General features: G+C 70.1%; 11 protein-coding genes. 1 reads left to right on the top strand and 10 read right to left on the bottom strand.

Translation table 11 applies throughout. The annotated features are described in order from the left end of the window. Window positions 1–23 precede the first annotated feature (23 nt). The 8 genes from tmk to RN743_RS12740 form a co-directional block, all read right to left on the bottom strand. Window positions 24–704 carry a dTMP kinase gene (gene tmk / locus RN743_RS12775; protein WP_310780359.1) on the bottom strand — a complete coding sequence of 227 codons (681 nt, stop codon included), beginning with the start codon at window positions 702–704 and terminating at the stop codon, window positions 24–26. 18 nt (window positions 705–722) lie between these two features. Next, window positions 723–2,048, bottom strand: coding sequence for an inositol-3-phosphate synthase (locus RN743_RS12770; protein ID WP_343219034.1), 1,326 nt, complete (start codon window positions 2,046–2,048; stop codon window positions 723–725). Window positions 2,049–2,069: 21 nt separating this feature from the next. Then, window positions 2,070–2,732 (bottom strand): CDP-alcohol phosphatidyltransferase family protein, encoded by a 663-nt coding sequence (locus RN743_RS12765; RefSeq protein ID WP_310780355.1) that lies wholly within the window; start codon window positions 2,730–2,732, stop codon window positions 2,070–2,072. Then, window positions 2,729–3,097 carry a YlbF family regulator gene (locus RN743_RS12760; protein ID WP_310780353.1) on the bottom strand — a complete coding sequence of 123 codons (369 nt, stop codon included), beginning with the start codon at window positions 3,095–3,097 and terminating at the stop codon, window positions 2,729–2,731. The genes RN743_RS12765 and RN743_RS12760 overlap by 4 nt, the downstream gene beginning before the upstream one ends. 180 nt (window positions 3,098–3,277) lie before the next feature. Further along, window positions 3,278–4,189 (bottom strand): peptide chain release factor N(5)-glutamine methyltransferase, encoded by a 912-nt coding sequence (prmC, locus tag RN743_RS12755; RefSeq protein WP_310780351.1) that lies wholly within the window; start codon window positions 4,187–4,189, stop codon window positions 3,278–3,280. Continuing rightward, the gene (prfA, locus tag RN743_RS12750) at window positions 4,186–5,271 is read right to left on the bottom strand and encodes a peptide chain release factor 1 (RefSeq protein ID WP_310780348.1); all 1,086 of its coding nucleotides are present in this window, start codon (window positions 5,269–5,271) and stop codon (window positions 4,186–4,188) included. The genes prmC and prfA overlap by 4 nt, the downstream gene beginning before the upstream one ends. Before the next feature lie 78 nt (window positions 5,272–5,349). Then, window positions 5,350–5,640, bottom strand: coding sequence for a 50S ribosomal protein L31 (gene rpmE / locus RN743_RS12745; RefSeq protein ID WP_343219030.1), 291 nt, complete (start codon window positions 5,638–5,640; stop codon window positions 5,350–5,352). Between the two features lie 138 nt (window positions 5,641–5,778). After that, window positions 5,779–15,606, bottom strand: coding sequence for an Ig-like domain-containing protein (locus tag RN743_RS12740; RefSeq protein WP_310780345.1), 9,828 nt, complete (start codon window positions 15,604–15,606; stop codon window positions 5,779–5,781). A gap of 243 nt (window positions 15,607–15,849) precedes the next feature. On the opposite strand from RN743_RS12740, the gene RN743_RS12735 reads away from it, so the two are divergent. Beyond that, window positions 15,850–16,167 carry a hypothetical protein gene (locus RN743_RS12735; RefSeq protein WP_310780342.1) on the top strand — a complete coding sequence of 106 codons (318 nt, stop codon included), beginning with the start codon at window positions 15,850–15,852 and terminating at the stop codon, window positions 16,165–16,167. Window positions 16,168–16,172: 5 nt separating this feature from the next. On the opposite strand, the gene RN743_RS12730 is transcribed toward RN743_RS12735, so the two are convergent. Then, the gene (locus RN743_RS12730) at window positions 16,173–19,850 is read right to left on the bottom strand and encodes a leucine-rich repeat domain-containing protein (protein ID WP_310780340.1); all 3,678 of its coding nucleotides are present in this window, start codon (window positions 19,848–19,850) and stop codon (window positions 16,173–16,175) included. A gap of 3 nt (window positions 19,851–19,853) precedes the next feature. Continuing rightward, window positions 19,854–23,387 (bottom strand): Ig-like domain-containing protein, encoded by a 3,534-nt coding sequence (locus RN743_RS12725; protein WP_310780338.1) that lies wholly within the window; start codon window positions 23,385–23,387, stop codon window positions 19,854–19,856. Between the last annotated feature and the right edge of the window lie 191 nt (window positions 23,388–23,578).

The raw sequence follows: 23,578 nt of genomic DNA, 5'->3' as shown, positions 1-23,578 counted from the left end.
ACCGTCAATGTCACACCGCGCGGTCAACGAGGAAAGTTCACCGCTCGGAAGCGGTCCGGCAGCCGCTGCTGCAGGGCCGCCAGAATCCGGGTCTCCACCTGATCCGGCGTCCCCGAGCCATCCAGGATCGCGATCCTCCCATCCGCAGCCGCCAGCTCCCGGTACCCCTCCCGCACGCGCTCGCGGAACGACCGCTTCTCCAACTCGATCCGGTCGGGCGCGGACGCGAAGAAGCCCAACTGCCCGGGGTCTTCCCGATCCTGCCCCTGCCGGTCCAGGCCCACGTTCACCGGTACGTCGAGCACGAGATAGAGTTCCGGAAGGAGACCGCCCGTCGCGGCGCGGGTGACCTGTTCGATCGTCTCCGCGGCGACCCCTCGCGCCCACCCCTGGTAGACCCGCGTGGAAAGCTCGAAGCGGTCGCAGAGGACGACCTCGCCGCGCTCCAGCGCGGGGCGGATCACCTCCTCGACGTGGGCCCGGCGGGCCGCCGAAAAGAGCAGCAGTTCGGCGATGCCGTCGAGCCGCAGCTCCGGCCGGTCGAGGAGCACGCCGCGGATCGCTTCCGCCGCCGCCGTGCCCCCGGGTTCCCGCGTCACCGTATGCGGCACGCCGGCCGCGGACAGCCCTTCGGCCAGCCGCTCGATCTGGAGCGACTTTCCCGACCCCTCCGGTCCCTCGAATACGAGGAAGCACCCCTTCATTCAGTCGTAGTGTTCCATTCAGTCGTAGTACTCCACGCCGAGGTGCGTGATCTGCTCCTCCCCCTGCAGCCAGCGCAACGTGTTCTTGAGCTTCCAGTGCTGGATGAAGATGTCGTGTTCCGGATACAGGTCCGGAGCCGTCTGCGGCGCCTTGAAGTAGAAGGACAGCCATTCCTGGACTCCCGACAGTCCGGAGCGCGCCGCCAGGTCGAGAAAGAGCGCCAGGTCCAGCACGATGGGCGCGGCCAGAATGGAGTCGCGGCACAGAAAGTCGATCTTGATCTGCATGCCGTACCCCATCCAGCCGAATATGTCGAGATTGTCCCATCCCTCCTTGTTGTCACCGCGCGGCGGATAGTAGTTGATGCGGACCTTGTGATACATGTTCTCATAGAGGTCCGGGTACATATCCGGCTGCAGGATATATTCGAGGGCCCCGAGCTTCGATTCTTCCTTCGTCTTGAAACTCTCCGGGTCGTCGAGCACCTCGCCATCCCGGTTGCCGAGGATATTCGTCGAGAACCAGCCGTTGAGGCCGAGCATGCGCGCCTTGAGGCCGGGAGCGAGGATCGTCTTCATGAGCGTCTGGCCCGTCTTGAAGTCCTTCCCCGCGATCGCCACGCCCCGCTCGGCGGCGAGCGCGAGCAGCGCGGGGATGTCGCAGGTCAGGTTCGGCGCCCCGTTCGCGAACGGCACCCCCTCCATGAGCGCGGCCCAGGCGTAGAGCATCGAGGGCGCGATGTCCGGGTGGTCCTCCTCCATGGCGCGCTCGAACGAGGCCGGGCTGTCGTGCACCGGACTCGGCTTCATGAAGATCTCGGTCGAGGCGGCCCACACCATCACGAGGCGGTCGCAGCCGTGCTCCGCCTTGAAGCGGCGGATGTCCTCGCGGAGTTGCTCGGCGAGGTCACGCTTGTTCGCGCCCGTCTTCACGTTCGAACCGTCGAGCTTCTTCACGTAGGCGCGGTCGAAGGCGGCCGGCATCGGCTCGATGCCCCGCATGAAGTCGGCGAGCGGGTCGATGTCCTCGGGCCGTAGGACGCCGCACACCTTGGCGGACTCGTAGGCGTTGTCCGGGATCGGGTCCCAGGCGCCGAAGACGAGGTCGTCCAGTTCGGCCAGGGGCACGAAGTCGCGGATGAGCGGGGTGCGGTTATCCGTCCGCTTCCCGAGCCGGATCGTGTTCATCTGCGTGAGCGATCCGATGGGGCGGTTCCGCCCCCGGCGCGCCGCCTCCACGCCCGCGATGAAGGTGGTCGAGACCGCTCCGAGCCCGACGAGAAGGACGCCGAGCGTTCCTTCGGCCGAGGAGATGGTTGCAGGTGATCTATCCGAATCCACGATGCCGGTTCACTCCGTGTCTGTTCAGTTCTCGGTTCGACTGGGGGGCGGCTCGCCGTCGGGCCGCGTATTCCGGTACACCCACCAGATCCGCTGGAAGGCGGTCAGGTTGGTGAGAATCGCGAGGACGATGATCACGACCCGCAGCACGAGGCCCTGGTGCCCGAACATGGGCGTCTCGCCGAAGATGAGCGCGGCGAAGCCGATGAGAATGACCCGTTCCGGACGCTGCATGAGCCCGACGTAGCAGGCGATGCCGAGCGCCTCGGCACGGGCGCGGGTGTAGCTGATCATCAGCGAGCCGGCGAGCGCGAGCACGATCCAGTAGATCATCCCCACGTCGCCCAGTTCGAGACGGTAGTCGTTGTACAGGGAGAGGAGCCCCAGGTACACGACGATCTCGGACAGCCGGTCGAGCGTCGAGTCGTAGAAGGCCCCGAAGGAAGAGGCGAGGCCCGTGCGGCGCGCGACCGTGCCGTCGAAGAGGTCGAACACGCCGCCGAGGAGGACGAGGAAGCCGGCCGTGCTCACATGATGCTGATGAAAGAAATAGCCGGAACTGCAGGTGATGACGAAGCCGAGCGTGCTGATGGCGTTGGGGTGGACGCGGCGTTTCGTGAGCCACGCCATGGCCGGCTCGAAGATCGCGCGCAGCGCGCGTTCCCCCAGGTCGCGGGCCGCTCTCATGTCGGGAGGATGATCCTGCTTTCCTCGCCCTTCCGGACTCCCTCCCCGATCGCTCGATCCACCCGCTCCATGAGCTTCTCGAAGTTCGCCTGAGAGGAGATGAGGCCCTGGTAGCGGGTGTTCGTCTGGACCTGCTCCTGGAGCTCGGCGAATTCCCGTTCCTGCTCCTCGCTCGGCCGCTCGCCGCGGCCGACCGCCTCCATGAGCGTGCTCTGCAGGTCGCGCATCCGGTTGAGCAGTGCCGTCGCGTCGCGGTCCTCGTCGATTTCGCGGCGGGCCGCGCGCAGGTAGGCGTATTCGGGCAACTGGGAGATGAGGCGCCCCAACTCCTGCGCCTTCTCCAGCATGCGGTCTCGCTCGTCCATGTCTCCGGCTCGAAACGGAATCGGGAAGCACCCCGGGCCGGCACGTCGGGCCGGCGGCGGGCGGAGGCGTGAATCTCCCGCCCTCCCCGCTCGCCAGCCGCGGGCCCGGGCCGAAGATTCGACGCCCGATTATAACCCGGCTTCGACCCCCACGCGACTTGCACGGGCGCGGGGATGCCGCTAGTCGGAGCCGGCCTTCCGTGCGCTTGCGAAGCGGGGGCGGGCGGCGAGGTCGGTGCGTACGCGGGAGTCCGTGAGGATCGGCTCGGCTTCGAGCAGCGCCAGGACGGCGGGGGCCTGGTGGGTGGCGATCTCGAGGAAGAGGGCGCCGCCTTCGCGGAGATGGGCCGCGGCGCCGGAGACGACGGTGCGGATCACGTCCAGTCCGTCTTCTCCGCCGTCCAGCGCGACGCGGGGCTCGTGGTCGCGGACGACGGGGTCGAGGCCGGTCCATTCGGGGGTCGTGACGTAGGGCGGGTTGGAGATGATGAGGTCGAAGGTTTCGCCGGGCTCGAGCGCGGACCAGATGTCGGGCGGACAGAGGCGGAGTTCGAGGCCATCGGCGGTCTGGCGGCGGGCGTTTTCGCGGGCCTGGTCGAGCGCGTCCTCCGATACGTCGAGCCCGACCACGCGGCCGGCGATGCCCTCGTCGAGGAGCGCGAGCGCGATGGCGCCCGATCCGACGCCGATGTCGAGCGCGTCGACGGGCGCGTCCCGGCCGCGGCGCCAGGCGGCGACGAGGTCGAGCAGTTGCTCGGTCTCGGGGCGCGGGATGAGGGCGCGGCCATCCGACACGAGGCGGACGCGCCGGAAGTCGACCGTGCCCTCGATGTGCTGGAGCGGCTGCCCCTCGAGACGGCGGGAGACCGCCCGCGCCACATCGGCCGCGGCGCCGGGATCGACGCGTTCACCGCCGGAGAGGCCGAGTTCGCTCACGGAGAGCGAGAGCGCCGCGGCCACCAGCCGCTCGGCCTCGACGCGCGGCGACTCCAGGCCGGCAAGTTCGAGTTCGCGCCGCACGCCCTGCACGATCTCCCGGCGCGTCGGGCCCGCCGGGCGGCGCGCAGGCCCACCCGGCGGCGGATCGATCATCCGGCGCCCGCCGCCATCCGCTCTTCCGTCCCGGCCAGCCTCAGCGCCTCGACGACCTCGTCCAGGTCGCCGGCGAGGATCGCCTCCAGCCGGTGGCTCGTGAAGTGGATGCGGTGGTCCGTCACGCGGTTCTGCGGGAAGTTGTACGTCCGGATCTTCATGGAGCGGTCGCCCGTCCCCACCTGCGTGCGCCGCTCGCGGGCGCGCTCCGCCTCCTGCTCGGCGACGAGCCGGTCGAGCAAGCGGCTCCGCAGCACCTTGAGCGCCCGCGCCTTGTTCTTGTGCTGCGACTTTTCGTCCTGGCACGACACGACGAGCCCGGTCGGCCCGTGCGTGATGCGCACGGCGGAGTCCGTCGTGTTCACGGACTGTCCGCCGGGGCCGGAGGAACGGAACACGTCGATCTTGAGATCGGCGGGGTCGATCTCGACGTCCACTTCCTCCGCCTCGGGGAGGACGGCCACCGTCGCCGCGGAGGTATGCAACCGACCCTGGCTTTCGGTTTCGGGCACGCGCTGGACGCGGTGGACGCCGGACTCGTAGCGAAGGCGGCCGTAGGCGTCGGAGCCGCGCACGACGAAGACGATCTCCTTGAGCCCTCCGAGCGCGCCCTCGCTCGTGCTGATGAGTTCCACGTCCCAGCCGGACTCCTGGGCGAAGCGCGCGTACATCCGGTACAGGTCCGCCGCGAAGAGGGCGGCTTCGTCCCCGCCCGTGCCGGCGCGGATCTCCACCACGGCGGGCCGGTCGTCCAGGGGGTCCTTCGGAACCAGGAGCCGGCGGAGTTCCTCCCGCGCCCCTTCCCGCTCGGCCTCGAGGTCGGCGACCTCGGCCGCGGCCATCTCGGCCAGCTCGCCCTCGGATTCCGCCGCGACCTCCCGCGCCTGGCGCAGGTCGTCGAGCAGCTTGAAATGACGCGCCGCCGCGCGCGCCACCGGCTCCAGCGCCGAGTGTTCGCGCGCCAGGTCGCGCAGGAGGGCCATGTCCGACAGCACCTCCGGCTCCGCCATCCGGCGCGCCAGCGCCTCGTACCGCTCGGCGGCTTCCCGCAGGCGACCCTCGAGCGTGTCCCAGTCCGTCATTCGTTCCCCATATGAAAACGGGGCCCGCGAGGAACCCCGTCATCCGTAATGCAGTTTCGAGCGCCGGAGGCCCCCGGCTCAGGCATCCGCCGCTACCGCCTCCTCGGCCGGCGCCTCCTCAGCCGCCGCCTCCTCTTTCTTCGTCTCCTCCGCTTCGTCGCCGCGGGCGCTTCGGTCGCCGTACTTCGCGATGAACCGCTCCACGCGGCCCGCCGTGTCGACGAGCTTCTGCCGCCCCGTGAAGAAGGGGTGGCAGTGCGAACAGATCTCGACGTGGATCTCGCCCACGGTCGAGGCGGCCTCCGTCTCCCGGCCACACGCACAGGTGATCTTCGCGGGTGCGTACTCCGGATGTATGCCTGCCTTCATGTCTTCCCCACGCGCTGGTTGCCTGCCTCCCGGCGGAGGCGTCTGCGGAACAGCCACATAATCTAGCCGGAGCGGCGCCGCCGCTGCAAACGGGAGTCGGCAGCGGCGGCGTCAGGGGATCGGGAGATGCGGCAGGCCTCAGAACCGGACATCGAGTCCCGCCCTGAGCCCCTGCCGGACGGGTGCCGTCCCTATGCGGGCGTGCACGGCTTCAACGCTGAACTTGAGCGACCTGGCCAGATCGTATCCCGCGCCGAGCGTCCAGGCGCGCGCGCCCTCGCGGGCGGAGAATCGGCCATAGGTGTCGAGCGATCCGTTGCCGAACGCCGCGATGCCGTAGCCGGCCTCGGCGTTGACCCGGCTCGCGTACGGCCGGGCCGCGCCGCCGCCTCCGAGAGGTCCGTCATCGAGCAGCCGCTGCACCCCGCTGCGGTCGTATCCGTGGCCGGGGCTGACGACGAGGCGGAACCCGCGGTTCCTGGCGCCCGGGTCCCATGCGAGGCGGAGCGCGACGCCCCACTCGCGATGTCCGCCGGACCCGTAAGCCATCCTGCCGTTCAGGGCCAGGTCCAACCCGCTCCCGGCGTACGCCACCGACGCGCCCGCCTCGGCGCCGGCGCCGGTGTCGGCGTCTCCGCCGTCATAGCGTCCACCGGCCTCGGCGCCGAGCTTGAGCCCGTTCGCCGCCCAGGTCGCCTCGACGAGGGCGCGCCCGCGGGTCGCCGCGCCCGCGGCTCCCTCGTCGCCCGCGCTCATCCGCACGCCGAACACGTCGCTGGCCAGGCTGAGCCCGAAAGCGCCGCGCCGCGCGAGCGGCAGCCTGGCGCCGCCGGACACCATGCGGAGCGTGGCGTCCAGCGCTGACGCCGCACCCGCGGTCTCCAACTGCCCCGTGCCGTAGCCGGCCATGGCCCACAGCCCGAGTCCGCGCGCCGGCTGGAAGAACAGGTACGGGTGCACGGTGGTCATGGCGTGATCCAGCGTCCCCTCGAGCGACGCCGAGGCGTAGTCGAACTCGCCCCCGCTCCGCATGACCGACAGTCCGACCCCGGCGCCGGTCCCGAGGCGCGCGTCGGCGCCCACGGTCAGGGCCCGCATGCCGCCGTCGTAGCGGATGCCGCCCGGTTCGCCCCTGAACCCCTGCGCGGAACCCTCGCCCCACACGCTGAAGCGGGGCGCCGACGCCTGCTGTCCGCCGCCGATGTCGGCGGAGAACGAGACCTGCGGCAGCAACCGTTCGAGCGCCTCCCCGCCGTCCGGCCGCCGATGCGTTTCCCTCGTCGCGTCCCGGCCGGGCCGCGATCCCGCGAGCGAGGCGAGCGTGCCGACCGCGCGGCCGGCCCAGTCCCCGACGGAGCCGCCGCCGGAGGACGCGTTCGCACCGCCGCTCCCGCCGCGCATGGCGGCCTCGATCCGGCCGCCGACGGCCTGGCGGGCGCCCTCGGCCACCGAGCGGCCCAGAACCGCGAGTCCCAACTCCATTGACTCGCCGTACCGCGCCGCGTTCGCGCCGCCATCCACGACCTGGATCACGCTGCTTGCGACATCGCCCGCGCTCACCCGCTCCGGCAGCTCGCCGAAGCCGAGCGTGAGTACCGCGGCGGGCGTGCCCGCCGGCGCGTCCACGGTGAACGCCGCGATCGTATCGCCCGGCGCGAACCGCACACTCTCGGGAACGCCCAGCGCGTCAAGCCCGGCCGATGCGGCGCCCGTGGCCGTGACCGGCACGATCACCTCCCGGTCCGCCGGCGGCGAGAGCCGCACCGCCACGTCCACGCCCCCGTCTCGGGCGACCGCGGTGTAGGCCGGCTCCGCGAACGCGGCCTCGAGTCGCACCGGCCTTTCGTCCTTCCTGTCCCGCGCGATGTCCGCTCCGGTTTCCCGCACGATCACCCGCGTTTCCGTTGGCGCGGCCGCCACCGTCCCAGACGGCAGCGTGCCGAAGGCGACGAGCACCGTGTCGCCCACGGAGAGGCCCGCCGCGCTCACGGCCAGGGTCTGCTCCGTATCGCCCACTCCGAACGTCACGGTCCGCGTCGCCGCGGGGGCGCTCCCGCCGATCGTGACGCCGACCGCCAGGGTCGCGGTCGCGGCCGGCGACAGCGACAGCGCGACGTTGACCGAACCCTCCGGCGCGACGGAGTACGTCGTCGCTCCGAACGACACCACCGGCGTCGCGGCGCCCACGACCGAAACGGCGGCGCTCTCCGCGCGCTTGTTCGGTCCGTGCCCGTCCGTGTAGGTGAACACCGCGCGCACGAGCGTCCCCTCATCGGCCGCCCTCGGCGTGTAGAACCGCGTCGTGGCGCCCGAGATGTTCGACCATGTCGCGCCGCCGTTGGAAGAGCGTTGCCAGCGGCGCCTCTTGCCGGCGTTGCGCGACCGATCCTGGTCCATGAGCGTCGCCGCGATCCGCGTGCCCACCCGCGCCACGTTCGCGTCCAGCGCCACCACCCCCGGATCGTCCGCGTTCGTGACCGTGATCGTCACGACCGCCGTGTCGGCGAGCATCCCGTCGGAGGCCACGACGCTGACGCTCAGTTCCGTGTCCCCGCTCTCGTAGTCCAGCACCGCCCCGGTCCCGACCGCGATGCGGCCCGTCGTCTCGTCGATCGCGAACGACGACGCGTCTCCGCCGGAAGCCAGGCTGTAAGCGAGGGCGTCGCCGTTGCCGTCGGTGGCCGTCACGGCCGCGCCCACGGCCGTGCCCGCCGCCGAGTTCTCCGCCACCGTCCGCTCCACCGCCGCCGGGCTGAACACCGGCGCCACGTTCGGGCCCGTCACCCGCACGACCGCGCTCTCCGCGCTCTTGCCGGATCCGTGGCCATCCGTGTACGCGAACACCGCACGCAGCGAGTTGCCTTCGTCGGCCGAGATGGGCGTGTACGATGTCGTCGTCGCCCCGTTGATGTCCGACCACCTGGTCCCGCCGTCGGACGAACTCTGCCACTTGACGGTCGTCGCGTTCGCGTCCGCCACATCCTGATCGGTGAGCGTCGCCACGATCGCGGTGCCTACCCGGGCCACCGCGGCGTCCAGCGTCACCACGCCCGGATCGTCAACGTTCGTGACCCTGATCGTCACGGCCGCCGTGTCCGCCGCCATTCCGTCCGAGGCCACCACACTGACGGTCAGTTCCGTGTCACCGCCCTCGTAGTCGAGCGCGGCCTCGGCCCCCACGGTGACCTGTCCCGTCGTCGCGTTGATCGCGAACGACGATGCGTCGCCGCCCGAGAGGAAGGTGTAGGAGAGGTCGTCGCCGTTGCCGTCGGTGGCCGTCACCGGAGCGCCCACGGCCGTGCCCACCGGGGAGTTCTCCGCCACCGTCCGCTCCACCGCGGCCGGGCTGAACACCGGCGCCAGGTTCGCGTCCGTCACATCCACCGCGGCGCTCTCGGCGCGCTTGTTCGGACCGTGGCCGTCGGTGTACGTGAACACCGCGCGCAGCGAGTTGCCCGCGTCGCCCGAGACCGGCGTGTACGATGTGGTGTCGGCCCCCGTGATGTCCGTCCAGGTCGTCCCGTCATTGGACGAACTCTGCCACTTGACGGTCGTCGCGTTCGCGTCCGCGACATCCTCGTCGGTGAGCGTCGCCACGATCGCGGTGCCCACCCGGGCCACCGCGGCGTCCAGCGTCACCGCCCCCGGATCGTCCGCGTTGGTGACCGTGACGGTCACCGCCGCCGTGTCTGCCAACATCCCGTCCGAGGCCACGACACTGAAGGTCAGCTCCGTGTCCCCGCTTTCGTAGTCCAGCACCGCCGCGGCGCCCACCGTGACCGCGCCCGTCCCGGCGGCGATGGCGAACGACGAGGCGTCCCCACCGGAGAGGAAGGTGTAGGAGAGGTCGTCTTCGTTGCCGTCGGTGGCCGTCACGGTCCCGACCTGGGTGCCGGCGGCCGAGTTCTCCGCCACCGTCAACGTCACGGTGGCGGGGCTGAACACCGGTGCCACGTTCGGGCCCGTCACGCGCACCGCGGCGCTCTCGGCGCGCTTGTCGGGGCCGTGGCCGTCCGTGTAGGTGAACACCGCCCTGAGGTGCATGTCCTCGTCCGCGGCCACCGGCGTGTAGAACCGCCTCGTGGCTCCCGCGATGTCCGACCATGTCGTCCCGCCATCGGCGGAACGCTGCCACTGGCGCCTCTTGCCCGCCTCCAGGGAGCCATCCTGGTCCCTCAGCGTCGCCGTGATCCGCACGTCGACCCGGGCCACCGCCGCGTCCAGCGTCACCACGCCGGGATCGTCCGCGTCCGTAACGGAAACCGTCACCGTCGCCGTGTCCGCCAGCGTCCCGTCCGAGGCCACCACGCTGACGGTCAGCTCCGTGTCCCCGCCCTCGTAGTCCAGCTCCACGCCGCTTCCCACCGCGAGTTGTCCCGTCGATGCGCCGACCGTGAAGGACGAAGCATCGTCGCCCGCGAGGCTGTAGGTGAGCGCGTCGTTGTCCGGGTCGGTCGCCGTCACCGGCTCACCGACCGCGGTGCCCGCCGCCGAGTTCTCCGCCACCGTCCGCGTCACCGCGGCCGGGCTGAACAGCGGAGACCGGTTCGCGACCGTGACCGTCACCGAGGCGCTCTCGGCGCGTTTGCCCGCCCCATGGCCATCGGTGTAGGTGAAGACCGCCCGCAGCAGGTTCCCCACGTCGCCCACCACCGGCGTGTACGACGTCGCGGTCGCGCCGGCGATGTCCGTCCACGTCATGCCCTGGTCGGCCGACCGCTGCCACACGACCGTCGTCGCGTCCGCTTCCGGTTCGTCCTCGTCGGTCAGGGTCGCCGTGAGCGCCTCGCCCACTTCGGCCTGTGCCGCATCGAGTGTCGCCGCGCCCGGATCGTCCGCATTGGTGATGGTGATGGTGACGGCCGCCGTGTCCGCCAGCATCCCATCCGTACCCAAGACGCTGACGCTCAGTTCGGTGTCCCCGCCCTCGTAGTCCAGCGTGGCTCCGGTTCCCACGGTGATCGTGCCCGTCGTCTCGCCGATCGCGAACGACGATGCGTCACCGCCCGCAAGGAGGCTGTAGGCCAGGGTGTCGCCGTTGGCGTCGGTAGCCGTCACCGTGCCCACCTCGGCGCCCGCGGCGGAGTTCTCCGCCACGGTGAGCGCGACGGTGTCCGGGCTGAACACCGGCGCCACGTTCGGGCCCGTCACGCGCAGCGCGGCGCTCTCGGCGCGCTTGTTCGGACCGTGGCCGTCCGTGTACGTGAACACCGCTCTGATGTACATGCCCTCGTCGGCGGCCACCGGGGTGTAGATCCGCGAGGTCGCACGCGCGATGTTCGTCCACGTCGAGCCCTCGCCGGCCGACCGCTGCCAGCGGCGCCTCTTGCCCGCGTTGCGGGAGCCGTCCTGGTCCGTCAGCGTCGCCGTCACCGGCATGCCGACGCGGGCCACCGTCGCGTCCAGCCGCACCACGCCGGGGTCGTCGGCGTCCGTGACCGTCACCGTGACGGTCGCCGTGTCCGCCAGCGTTCCGTCGGAGGCCACGACGCTGACGGTCAGTTCCGTGTTTCCGCTCTCGTAGTCCAGCTCCGCCCCGCTGCCGACCGCGAGCTGACCCGTCGACGCGCCGATCGCGAACGACGCGGAATCGCCGCCCGCCGCGAGGCTGTACGTCAGGGCGTTGTTGTCCGGGTCGGTCGCCGTCACCGGCGCACCGACTGCCGTGCCCGCCGCCGAGTTCTCCGCCACCGTCCGCGTCACCGCGGCCGGGTCGAACAGCGGCGCCCGGTTCGCCGCCGACGCCGTCACCGTGACCGTGAACGACTGCTCTGCCTCGGCGCCATCGCCGTCCGCGGCCGTCACGGTCACGGTCGCGCTGCCCTGCGCCTTCCCCGTGAACGCGACCGTGCTCCCGGTCACCGACACGGTCACGGCCGTCGAATCCGTCCACTCGACGGTGTACGACAGTGCGTCCCCGTCGGCGTCGGTGAAGTTCGACGACACGTCGACGCTCCCGCTCCCGTCCGCCGCCACGGTCTGCGCCGCGATCGTCCCGGTAGCCGTCGGGGCCCGGTTCACGTGCCGCACCGTTACGGTCACGGTATCGACGCCGCTCAGCGTGCCGTCGCTCACCGTCAGTTCGAACGTCAGGTCCGTGTCGGCCGTCACCTCCGGAGCCGGGAAGGTCGGCGATGCCACAGTCGCGCTGCTCAGCGTCGCCGTCGTACCCGTCAACTGCTTCCAGGCGTAGGTCACGCTGTCGCCGTCGGGGTCGCTGCCCGAACCGCTCAGCGTCACCGTCGTCCGCTCGTCCACCGTCTGGTCGCTACCCGCGTTCGCCGTCGGCGCGCCATCCACCTGCCGCACCGTGACCGTCACGTCGTCCGTCGTGCTCAGCGTGCCGTCGCTCACCGTCAGACGGAACTTCAGATCCGTGCTGGCCGTCACTTCGGGAGCCGTGAACGTCGGCGATGCCGCGCTGGTGTCGCTCAGCGTCACTGTGGGACCGGCCGTCTGCGTCCACGCATAGCTCACGGTGTCGTCGTCTGGGTCGCTGCCCGAACCGCTCAGCGTCACTGTCGCACCCTCGTCCACCGCCTGATTGGCTCCCGCGTCCGCCGTCGGCGCGCGGTTCACGTGGCGTACGGTCACCGTCACAGTGTCCATGTCGCTCAGCGAGCCGTCGCTCACCGTGAGCTCGAACGTCAGGTCGGTGTCGGCCGTCACCTCCGGAGCCGGGAAGGTCGGCGACGCCACGGTCATGCTGGTCAGCGTCGCCGTCGTGCCCGTCAACTGTTTCCAGGCGTAGCTCACGCTGTCGCCGTCGGGGTCGCTGCCCGAACCGTCCAGCGTCACGGTCGTCCGCTCGTCCACCGTCTGGTCGCTACCGGCGTCGGCCGTCGGCGCGCGGTTCACGTGCCGCACCGTCACCGTCACGGTGTCGGCGCCGCTCAGCGAGCCGTCGCTCACCGTCAGTTCGAAGTCCAGGTCCGTGTCGACCGTGACCTCCGGCGCCGTGAACGTCGGCGATGCCACGGTCGTGCTGCTCAGCGTCGCCGTCGCACCCTTCAACTGCTTCCAGGCGTAGGTCACGCTGTCGCCGTCGGGGTCGCTGCCCGACCCGTTCAGCGTCACGGTCGTCCGCTCATCGACCGTCTGTTCGCTCCCGGCGTCGGCCGTCGGCGCGCTGTTCACCTGCCGCACCGTGACCGTCACGTCGTCCGTGTCGCTCAGCGAGCCATCGCTCACCGTAAGGCGGAACGTGAGCGTCGTGTTCGCCTTCACGTCGGGAGCGGTGAAGGTCGGCGATGCCGCGGTCGTGCTGCTCAGCGTCACGGTCGTGCCCGCCGTCTGCTCCCACGAATAGGTCACGCCGTCGCCGTCGGGATCCGAACTCCCGGAACCGTTCAGCGTCACCGTCGCACCCTCGTCCACCGTCTGGTCGGCCCCCGCGGCGGCGGTGGGCTTCCGGTTCACGTGCCGCACCGTCACCGTCACGTCGTCCGTGTCGCTCAGCGAGCCATCGCTCACCGTGAGGCGGAACGTCAGCACGGTGTTGACCGTCACCTCGGGAGCGGTGAACGTCGACGACGCTGCCGTCGTGCTGCTCAGCGTCGCGGCCGGACCCGCCGTCTGCTCCCAGGAGTAGCTGAGACGGTCGTTGTCGGGATCGCTCCCGGAACCGCTCAGCGTCACCGTCGCCCCCTCGTCCACGGTCTGGTTCGCCCCCGCCGCGGCCGTCGGCGCCCGGTTCACCTGCCGCACCGTGATCGTCACGTCGTCGGTATCGCTCGCCGAGCCGTCGCTCACCGTCAGGCGGAACGTCAGCGCCGTGTTACCGGTCACCTCGGGCGCGGTGAACGTCGGCGACGCGACCGTCGAGCTACTCAGCGTCACCGAAGTCCCCGACCTCTGGGTCCACCTGTAGGTCAGAGGATCCCCGTCGGGGTCGGTCCCGGAACCGCTCAGCGTCACCGTAGTCCGCTCGTTCACGGTCCGGTTGTTCCCCGCATCCGCGGTCGGCGCGCGGTTGGGAACCGTCACCGTGAAACTCTGTGTGGCGGTGGCGCGGTCGGGGTCCCTTGCCGTCACCGTCACCGTCGCTCTTCCCTGGTCCTGGCCCGTGAACGTCACCGTGCTCCCGCTCACGCTCACCGTGACCACCGACGTGTTCGAGGAAGAGGCGCTGTACCTCAGGCGATCGCCATCGGGGTCGGTGAATTTCGACGACACGTCAACGTCGTCGCTCGCGCCGACGTAGACCGACTGCGATGCGATGTTGCCCACCGCGGTCGGCGCGCGGTTCGGGACCGTCACGTCGAACTCCTGCTCCACCTCGCCCCCGTGGGGATCGGAGGCCGTCACCGTCACCGTGGCGTCGCCCTGACCCTCGCCCGTGAACGTCACCTGGCTCCCGCTCACCCTCACCGTCACGACATCCTCGTCGTCGGATTCGGCTTCAAAGCTCAACGGGTCCATGTCGGGGTCGCTGAAGTTCGATGCGACGTCCACGTTTCCACTCGCTCCGACGTAGACCGACCTGTCTGAAATGGTGCCCACCGTAGTGGGATCCCGGTTCGGGACCGTCACGTCGAACTCCTGCTCCGCCTCGCCCCCGTGGGGATCGGAGGCCGTCACCGTCACCGTCGCCGTGCCCTGGCTCACCCCCTTGAACGTCACGGTGCTCTCATCCACGCTCACGGTCACCACGCCCACGTCGTCGGATTCGGCTTCGTAGCTCAACGCGTCCATGTCGGGATCGGTGAATCTCGACGACACGGTCACCGTGCCGGTCGCCTTGACGTGCACGGACTGGTCCGAAATGCTGCCCACCTTGACGGGATCCCGGTTCGGGACCTCGACGGCGAACTGCTGCTTGGCGCTGGCGCCACTGGGATCCCTTGCCGTCACGGTGACCGTCGCCGTGCCCTGCACCTCCCCCGTGTACGTCACCGTGCTCCCGTTCACGCTCACCGTCACCGCCGACGAGTCCGAGGAAGCCACCGTGTACATCAGGGCGTCGCCGTCGAGATCTCTGAAGTACGACGACACATCCACGGTGCCGTTCGCTTTGACGTAGACCGACGTGTTCGAAATGCTGCCCACGGCCTCTGGAGGAATGTTCTCCACTGTCACCTTGAAACTCTGCTCGGCTTCCGCATCCTCGGGATCGGCGGCCGTCACCGTCACCGTTGCGCTGCCTAGCGCCACGCCTTCGTAGGTCACCTCACTTCCGCTCACGCGTACCTCTACCACGTCCTCGTCGTCCGACTCGGCTGTATACGTTAGATCGTCGTTGTCGAGTTCCGTGAAGTACGACGACATGTCCACGGTGCCAGTGCTGTCGCGGTTCGTCACGGCATTGGACACGCTGCCTTTCGTCTCCGGCGCCCGGTTCACGTGGTTCACCGTGACCGAGGTGGTGGCGTACGAATAGGTGCGGCCGTCGCCCACGCGGAGCCGGAACCGGACCGTCGTGGTGCTCGTCACCTCCGGCGCCGTGAAGGACGCAAACGCGGTGTTGGCGCCGACGATCGTCACGTCCGGCCCGGACGTCTTCGTCCACAGGTAGTTCAGGAAGTCGTCGTCCGGATCCTCGCTGCCGGAACCGTCGAGGTTCACCAGCGTCCGTTCGTCCACCGTCTGGTTCGAACCCGCGTCGGCCCGCGGCGGCCGATTCTCCCCCTGGCTGCTTCGCGCGTCCCGGATCGTCACCGTGGCGGACGTCGTGTCCACTACGGCCGGTGCGGTGCCCGTGGCGCCCGACAACGTGAGCGTCACCGTCTCCCCGTTGTCGGAGGTCGAGTCCTCCACCGCTACCAGAGCGATGAGCGCGTTCGCCTCGCCGCCGCGCAGCGTCACCTCGCCGGGCAGCGCCGTGTAGTCGTCCCCCGGGGTCGCCGTCCCGCTCACGGTGTACGTCACGGTCACCGTGTCGGAACCGCTGTTCCCCGCCACCCTCACCTCGAAGTACGCGGTCTCGCCTTCCTTGACCGTGCCACCGGCGGGTCCGGTCAGCGTCACCGAGAGCGTGTCCGCGGCCGATCCCCATCGTTCCGGTGCAGGGCCGGCGGCGGCAGCGGGTGTGGCGATAGCCAGCAGCAGCGCGAGGACGCAGATCGTTCGAGCGACGATCCGGGCGGACAAGGACACGAAGGTGGAGGTCGGCTGCACGGGAGTACCCTGCCGGTTGGGGTGGACTGGAGACTGCTTAGGTGAGCTTACGAAGCCTTCTTCTACTGAGCAGCTATTGGTGAACAGGAGTAGATGCAACCCGGCGATCATGGCACGGTTCTCACCACCAAGAGACGTATGAAGTCAGTCATGTCAAATACTAACAGCATGACCATGATCGTTCACCAGCAACGCGCTACCCAAAATGGCGAGGGATCACGGATAAATACTACCCATTTGGGGGGGTCGCATGATCTGTGGCTGTACGTTAACGAAATCCTCCCCGCCAACGCGGACGTTGGATCACTGGAAGTCGCGAACCCGACGGAAAGCGACGCCATGATAAACGCCGAATCCGAAAAGAGCAAGCTCGACGCGCGTCAGCCGTTGGAAGTTGAAGTTGGGGGCTGAGGGGATCAGTTGCCGCCGATGATGCGGATGATTCTGCCGTTCTCGTCGACCACGATCACCGGGCCCTCGATGACGTCGCCGGCGAACAGGGGCGCCGCTTCCGCGTCCGCTGCCGGGGCCCTGTCGGCGCCAGGCAGGGTGTAGGGGTCGGCCCGGCTGACGTCGACCTCGTAGCCCAGGTCCGCCAGCGCCTGCACCGTGATCGCGCTCAGGGCGCCGCCGCCGGAGACGGACATGAGTTCGTCGTGCAGCATGTTCTGCCGCCAGTGGCTGTTGGGCGCGAACGACACGTTGTCGACCGGGACCTTGCCTCCGGTGTACGCCCGGCCCCCCGCCTCGTTGAACGCCTCCACCGCCAACGGCCCCGGGAAGTGCGTGTCCAGCGGCTCGCCCCGCGTCTCCTCCCGCAGAATCTCGTTCCATCGGTGTGAGCCGATGCCCAGAATGTGCCCCATCTCGTGCACCGCGACCTCGTATACGCTGAGCTGGCCCATCGAACGCGCCGGGTCGAAGTAATGTCGGTTAAGCCAGATCGAGCCCGTGAGAGTCAGACCCGACTCGCGAGACATGCAGCGGGCCGCCTGGCCGAGGCTGTTGATCGGCCCCGCGTCCGATATCGACGCGGTGATCACGATGTCGTCCAGCGTGCCCACCATCCGCGTGAAGTTGTAGCACAGTTGCGTGTCCACCGGCACGGCCGGCAGGTCACCCACGACCACCTCCATCCAGCGCGCCGCCGCGCGCCGCACCGCCGCCTTCTCCGCCTCCGTGAACCGCTCCGCTTCGGTGGCTCCCTCGACAAACGCAAGCTCGATCCGGTAGTTGTCCGGGTCCGACGCCGGCCCCACCGTCACCCGCACCCGTCGCGACGCGCTCAGGCCGTCCGGGTCGCGCGCCGTCACTTCCACGGCCGTCGCTCCCTCCGACGCCGGCTCCAGCACCAGCGTCCCGTCCTCCACCCGCGCGGCCACCACGCTCCCGTCGTCCGCCCGCGCCCCATAGTTCAGCGCATCCCCGTCCGGATCGGCGAAGTGCGCCCCCAGGTCCACCGCCGCCGACGGCCCGGACGCCTGGAGCCGATATCCCGGAATCTCCTCCGTCACCCTCGGCGGACGGTTGTCCGCCGGTGCGAACAGCACCAGCGCCTCGCCGACCGCGAACTCCAAACCCGAAGGCAGCGCCGGCGCACGCCCAAGACTCACGTACGTCGCGCCGGTACTCCCGGCGGCCCGGCTCACCACCAGCGGTGCGCTCCGCGTGTCCCCCGCCGACACCGCGAACTCCGCGCCCGACGCCGACCCGCCGTGCACCGTCGCCAGCACTTCGATGGACCCGGGCGCGCCCGACGGCACGCGCAGCACCACGCGCGCCGGTCCCGGCGCCAGCGCATCCGCCGCGTCCGTGCGTTCCAGCTCCAGCGGCAACACGAACGGTGTGCCCGGGTTGGGCCACAGACGCACCTCCGCCAGGCTCGAAAGCCCCGCGAACACCCCTGGCGGCAGTTCCACAAGTTGATTGGAGTTCAACGTGAGACGCCTCAGCCGCGAAAGGTCCGCGAACACGCCCGATGGCAACTCCCGGAGCTGGTTCGTATGGAGGGTCAACTCCGTCAGACTCCCCAACCCGGCGAAGATGTGCGGCGGCAGCGCGGTCAGGCCGTTATGATCCAGACCCAGGGAGTCCAGACGCGACAGCCCGTCGAACAAGCCGGGGGGCAGGCTCGAGATCTGGTTTCGCTCCAACCGCAACCGCCTCAACTCTCCCAACCCCGTGAAGAGCCCGGGCGGCAACCCGGCAAGCTCGTTGCCTTCGAGACGCACCTGTTCAAGCCGCGACAGACCGGCGAAGATGTCCGGCGGCAACGCCGTAAGCCGGTTGCCGTCCAGCCGCAGGTGCTCCAGGCTGGACAGCCCGGCGAAGACGTCAGGCGGCAGTGCCGCAAGCTCGTTCCTCGCGAGGTGCACTGTTCGCAGGTTCGCGAGCCCGGCGAAGACATCCTCGTCCAGGTCGCGCAACTGGTTGTCCTGCAGCCACAAGATGTTGAGTTCCGGCAGGTTCTTGAACACACTGGACGGCAGTTCCGTCAGTTGGTTGTCGACCAGCGACAGCACCTCCAGACGCCGAAGATTGTCGAAGACGCCCGCGGGAAGGCGCGTCAGACCGTTCTCGCCCAACCACAGACTCGTGAGCCTGGGCAGCCCCGCGAGCAACCCCGGGGGCAAATCTCCCAGCCCGATATCGTGCAACCCCAAGCTCTCCAGTCGTTCCATGCCCGCGAACGGGTCGGAGGGCAGGCTCTTCAACGGGTTACGCGTCAAGTTTAGATCCCGCAGACGCCTCAAGCCGCTCAGGTCCGCCGGGATCTCCGTCAGCCGGTTATCCCCCAGATCCAGGAGGTCAAGAGTGGGGAGGTTCGCGAGCATCCCCGGCGGCAGCGATTCTAGCTGGTTCTCATCGAGGACCAGCCACGACAACGAAATCAGGTCCGAGAAGATCCCCGCCGGCAGCGTGCTGAGACGGTTGCCCTCCAAGAACAACCACACCAAGCTCGACAGACCGGCGAAATCGCCGACGCGCAGCCGCTCGATGTTCCTTTCCTCGAGAGAAAGAGTTCGGACCGCCGCCAGTTGCTCGGCCGTCACGTCGGCGCAGTTCGCCGCGCCCGTCTCCTCGAGCAGCTCCACCACCACCGCGGGCGTCCGGGCGCAGATCCCGCGGTCCGGGTGTGCCGTCGCGGTCACTTCCAGCGCCGGGCTACTGGCTCCCACCGAGACCCGGAGGCGCTGATCGCCCTCTGACGCGCCCAGCGTCCACTCCGTCGACGCCTGGCCCGCGCTGTCCGTGCGCGCCGAGGTCGGGACCGCCGAGCCGTCGCCGGCGTCCGGGGCGAACCGCACCAGCGCGCCCGGCACCGGGAGCGTGGCCGCGTCCAGCGCCTGCACCACCACCGGCTCCGGCAGCGGCCGTCCCGCCACGCCCTCCTGACGGCCGCCCGACCACACCACCACGCGCGCCACCACCGAGTTCGGATCCACCGCCGTCGCCCGCACGTCCGCTCCCAGGCCGCCGGCCGACACCGCCAGGCGCTGCTCGCCCAGCGCGGCCCCCAGCGTCCACGCCACCGACGCCACCCCCGATCCGTCCGTCGTCGCGGTGTCCGGGTCCACCGACCCGCCGCCCGACGCCACCGAGAACCGCACCCCGAGCCCCGACACCGGACGCCCCCCCGCGTCCTGCACCTGCACCCCCACGCTCCCCGGCAACCGCAGGCCCGCCAGCGCGCTCTGGCCGTCCCCGAACACGCTCAGCGACGTCGGACGCTGCGCCACCGTCACCGTCGCCGACCCGCTCACGCCCTCCAGCGACGCCCGCACCTCCGCACGCCCGTTCCCGCGCGCCGTCGCCTGACCCGTGCCGTCCACCGACACCACCGTCTCGTCGCTGCTCTCCCAGCGCACCGCACTCCCACCGACCGCACCCGAGTCCCGCCGCACCGCCGCCGTGAACCGCACCGTCTCCCCGAGGTACGTCAGGTGCGCCTCCCGAGGCGTCACCGCCACCGACCGCACCATGCCCCCCGGCGGACCCACCACCTCCGCCGAATCGCACGCCCCCACCAGCGCCAGCGCCACGGCGACCTTTGCCGTCGCACGGCTCCGCATGGGCCCGCGTCGCCGGGTCATCGGTCAGTTGCCGCCGATGATGCGGACGATTCTGCCGTTCTCGTCGACGACGATCACGGGGCCCTCGATGACGTCGTCGGCGAACAGCGGCAGGGCCTCCGCGTCCGCCCCCGGGGCCCTGTCCGCGCCGGGAAGGGTGTAGGGATCGGCCCGGCTCACGTCCACCTCGTACCCCAGGTCCGCCAGCGCCTGCACCGTGATCGCACTTAGCGTGTAGCCGTGCGGACTCATGAGTTCGCCGCTCAGCACGCTGTTTCGCCAATGGACGACATTCCGCACCTCGACCGGCACCTTCCGGCCGGTGTATGGCCGGCCCCCGGCCTCGTTGAAAGCCTCCACCGCCAGCGGCCCCGGAAAGTGCGTGTCCAGCGGCTCGTCCCCCGTCTTTCCCTGCAGGATATCGAGCCATGGGCGTGAGCCGATGCCCAGGTTGTGCCCGATCTCGTGAAGTGCGGTCGAGTACACGTCGTACTGCGTGTCCGGTCCGAAGTAGCGGCGGTTGAACCGAACCGTTTCTATGAGGGGAAGCCCGGATTCCCGTTCGACGCAACCCGCCGCCGACGCCAGGCGGACCCTGTTCTCCGGCTGCACCGAGAACTTGATCAGAACATCGTCAACGGCGCCCACCAGGCGCCGCCCTTGCGAGTCCCGGCAGAACAACCCGGTGTGATCCACCGGCACCGCCGGAAGGTCGCCCGTCACCACCTCCTCCCACCGCGCCGCGGCCCGCCGGATCTCACGCTCCTCGGCCGGCGTGAACCCGTCGTCGAAGATCAGTTCGATGTCGTAGCCGGTCGGGTCAGGCGGCGGCGCTACGGTCACCCGCACTTCGAGTACCGCACGCAAACCCGCCGGATCTTGCGCCGTCACCTCGATGACCGCCGACCCCTCGGTAAGAGGCGTCAGCACCAGCACCCCGTCTTCGATGGTCGCCGTCGCCACCGCCGCGTCGTTCGTTCGCACCCCGTGGACCAGCGTGTCGCCATCGGCGTCGGAGAAGTGGTCGCCAAGGTCGACTTCCGCCGTCCGCCCACCCGCCGTCATCCAGTGCTCTGGAATCTCCTCCGTCACCGCCGGCGGACGATTCCCCGGCGGGGCGAACAGCGCCACCGGTCCGCCCGGGACCCATTCCACACCGCTGAACCCCGTGGGCAGCGAGGACGCCGCCCCCAGGCTCACGTGCGCCGCGCCCGATCCCCCCGGTGGCCGCCGCACCTCGAGGGCCGCGCTCGCCGTATCCCCCGCCGCCACCGTGAAGTCCGCGCCCGACGCCGAGCCGCCCTGCACCGACACGGGGATCGTCAGAGAGATGGGCGCGCCAGAGGGAATGCGGGCCACGACACGTGCCGGCCCCGGGGCCAGCACGTCGGGCGTGTCCGTCCGCCCCAGCTCGACCGTCAGAGGGAAGGGCGCGCCGGGATTGCCTCCAAGATCCAGCTGTTGCAGCTCCGAGAGTCCTACGAATACGCCCGGCGGCAACTCCTCCAGATCGTTCGCGAAGAGGTCCAACTCCGCCAGACTCCCCAACCCGTTGAAGACACCATCCGGCAGCGCGGGGAGGTCGTTTCGGTTCAGCTCCAGCCTCCGCAGCTTGCCGAGTCCGGCGAAGATGTCCGGCGGCAAGACCGTAAGCCGGTTGCCCCACAGCCGCAGAACCTCGAGGGCGGAAAGCCCCGCGAACAGCCCACGCGGCAATCCGGCAAGCTCGTTGCCTTCGAGCCGCAACTGGTAAAGCCGCGACAGACCGGTGAAGATGTCCGGCGGCAGCGCCGTAAGCCGGTTACCATCCAGCCGCAGCTGCCTCAGGCTGGACAGCCCCGCGAAGACATCGGGCGGCAGTTCCGCGAGCTCGTTCCCCTCGAGGCGCACCGCTCCCAGCTTCGAAAGCCCGGCGAAGACATCCTCGTCCAGATCGCGTAACCGATTGTCCGTCAGCCACAGGATTCCGAGTTCCGGCAGGTTCTTGAAGACGCCGGGCGGTAGTTCCGTCAGTTGGTTGCCGAACAGCGACAGCGCCTCGAGGCTCCGAAGGTCGTCGAAAACGCCCGCCGGAAGGCGCGTCAAACCGTTCCGGAACAACCACAGGCCCGTCAGTCTGGACAGGCCCCGGAACAGCTCCGGCGGGAGTTCCTCCAATCCTATGTTGCCCAAACGAAGCTGCTCCAGGCGTTCCATGCCCGCGAACAAGCCGGAGGGCAAGCCCTTCAACGGGTTGTCCGACAACTCCAGCGAGGTCAGACGCGTCAGGCCGGCGAGACCGGCCGGGATCTCCGTAAACCGGTTCGCCTCCAGCTCCAGCCTCGTAAGAGCCGGGAGGCTCGCGAGCATGCTCGGCGGCAGCGATTCCAGCTGGTTCCGGTCGAGGTTCAGCCACCACAACGAAGTCAGGTCCGAGAAGATACCCGGCGGCAGCACGCTGAGACGGTTGCCCTCCAACAACAACCACACCAAGCTCGACAGGCCGGCAAAATCGCCGACGCGCAGGCGCTCGATGTTCTTCTCCTCGAGAAAAAGAGTTTTGACCGCCGCCAGTTGCTCGGCCGTTACATCCGCGCAGTTCGCCGCGCCCGTCTCCTCGAGCAGCTCCACCACCACCGCGGGCGTCCGGGCGCAGATCCCGCGGTCCGGGTGTGCCGTCGCGGTCACTTCCAGCGCCGGGCTACTGGCTCCCACCGAGACCCGGAGGCGCTGATCGCCCTCTGACGCGCCCAGCGTCCACTCCGTCGACGCCTGGCCCGCGCTGTCCGTGCGCGCCGAGGTCGGGACCGCCGAGCCGTCGCCGGCGTCCGGGGCGAACCGCACCAGCGCGCCCGGCACCGGGAGCGTGGCCGCGTCCAGCGCCTGCACCACCACCGGCTCCGGCAGCGGCCGTCCCGCCACGCCCTCCTGACGGCCGCCCGACCACACCACCACGCGCGCCACCACCGAGTTCGGATCCACCGCCGTCGCCCGCACGTCCGCTCCCAGGCCGCCGGCCGACACCGCCAGGCGCTGCTCGCCCAGCGCGGCCCCCAGCGTCCACGCCACCGACGCCACCCCCGATCCGTCCGTCGTCGCGGTGTCCGGGTCCACCGACCCGCCGCCCGACGCCACCGAGAACCGCACCCCGAGCCCCGACACCGGACGCCCCCCCGCGTCCTGCACCTGCACCCCCACGCTCCCCGGCAACCGCAGGCCCGCCAGCGCGCTCTGGCCGTCCCCGAACACGCTCAGCGACGTCGGACGCTGCGCCACCGTCACCGTCGCCGACCCGCTCACGCCCTCCAGCGACGCCCGCACCTCCGCACGCCCGTTCCCGCGCGCCGTCGCCTGACCCGTGCCGTCCACCGACACCACCGTCTCGTCGCTGCTCTCCCAGCGCACCGCACTCCCACCGACCGCACCCGAGTCCCGCCGCACCGCCGCCGTGAACCGCACCGTCTCCCCGAGGTACGTCAGGTGCGCCTCCCGAGGCGTCACCGCCACCGACCGCACCATGCCCCCCGGCGGACCCACCACCTCCGCCGAATCGCACGCCCCCACCGCGACCAGCGCCACGGCGACCTTTATCCCTCCAGGGCATCGGGTCCGATCGGGCTTCATGTATCGCATGGGCGGGAGCGCATGATGACAATATGAAGGGATCACGACCGATATGGAATGCAGAGGCAGTCCGTCTCTTCCGAGCGGACAACTACCTATATTGGGGGGTTATCACCCTATATTGGGTGGAATCGACCGCTCCGGGC

The organism is Candidatus Palauibacter scopulicola, from assembly GCF_947581915.1.
GTDB lineage: Bacteria > Gemmatimonadota > Gemmatimonadetes > Palauibacterales > Palauibacteraceae > Palauibacter > Palauibacter scopulicola.
The sequence above is the reverse complement of the archived record's forward strand: the minus strand, read 5'-3'. Positions and strand labels throughout refer to the sequence as shown.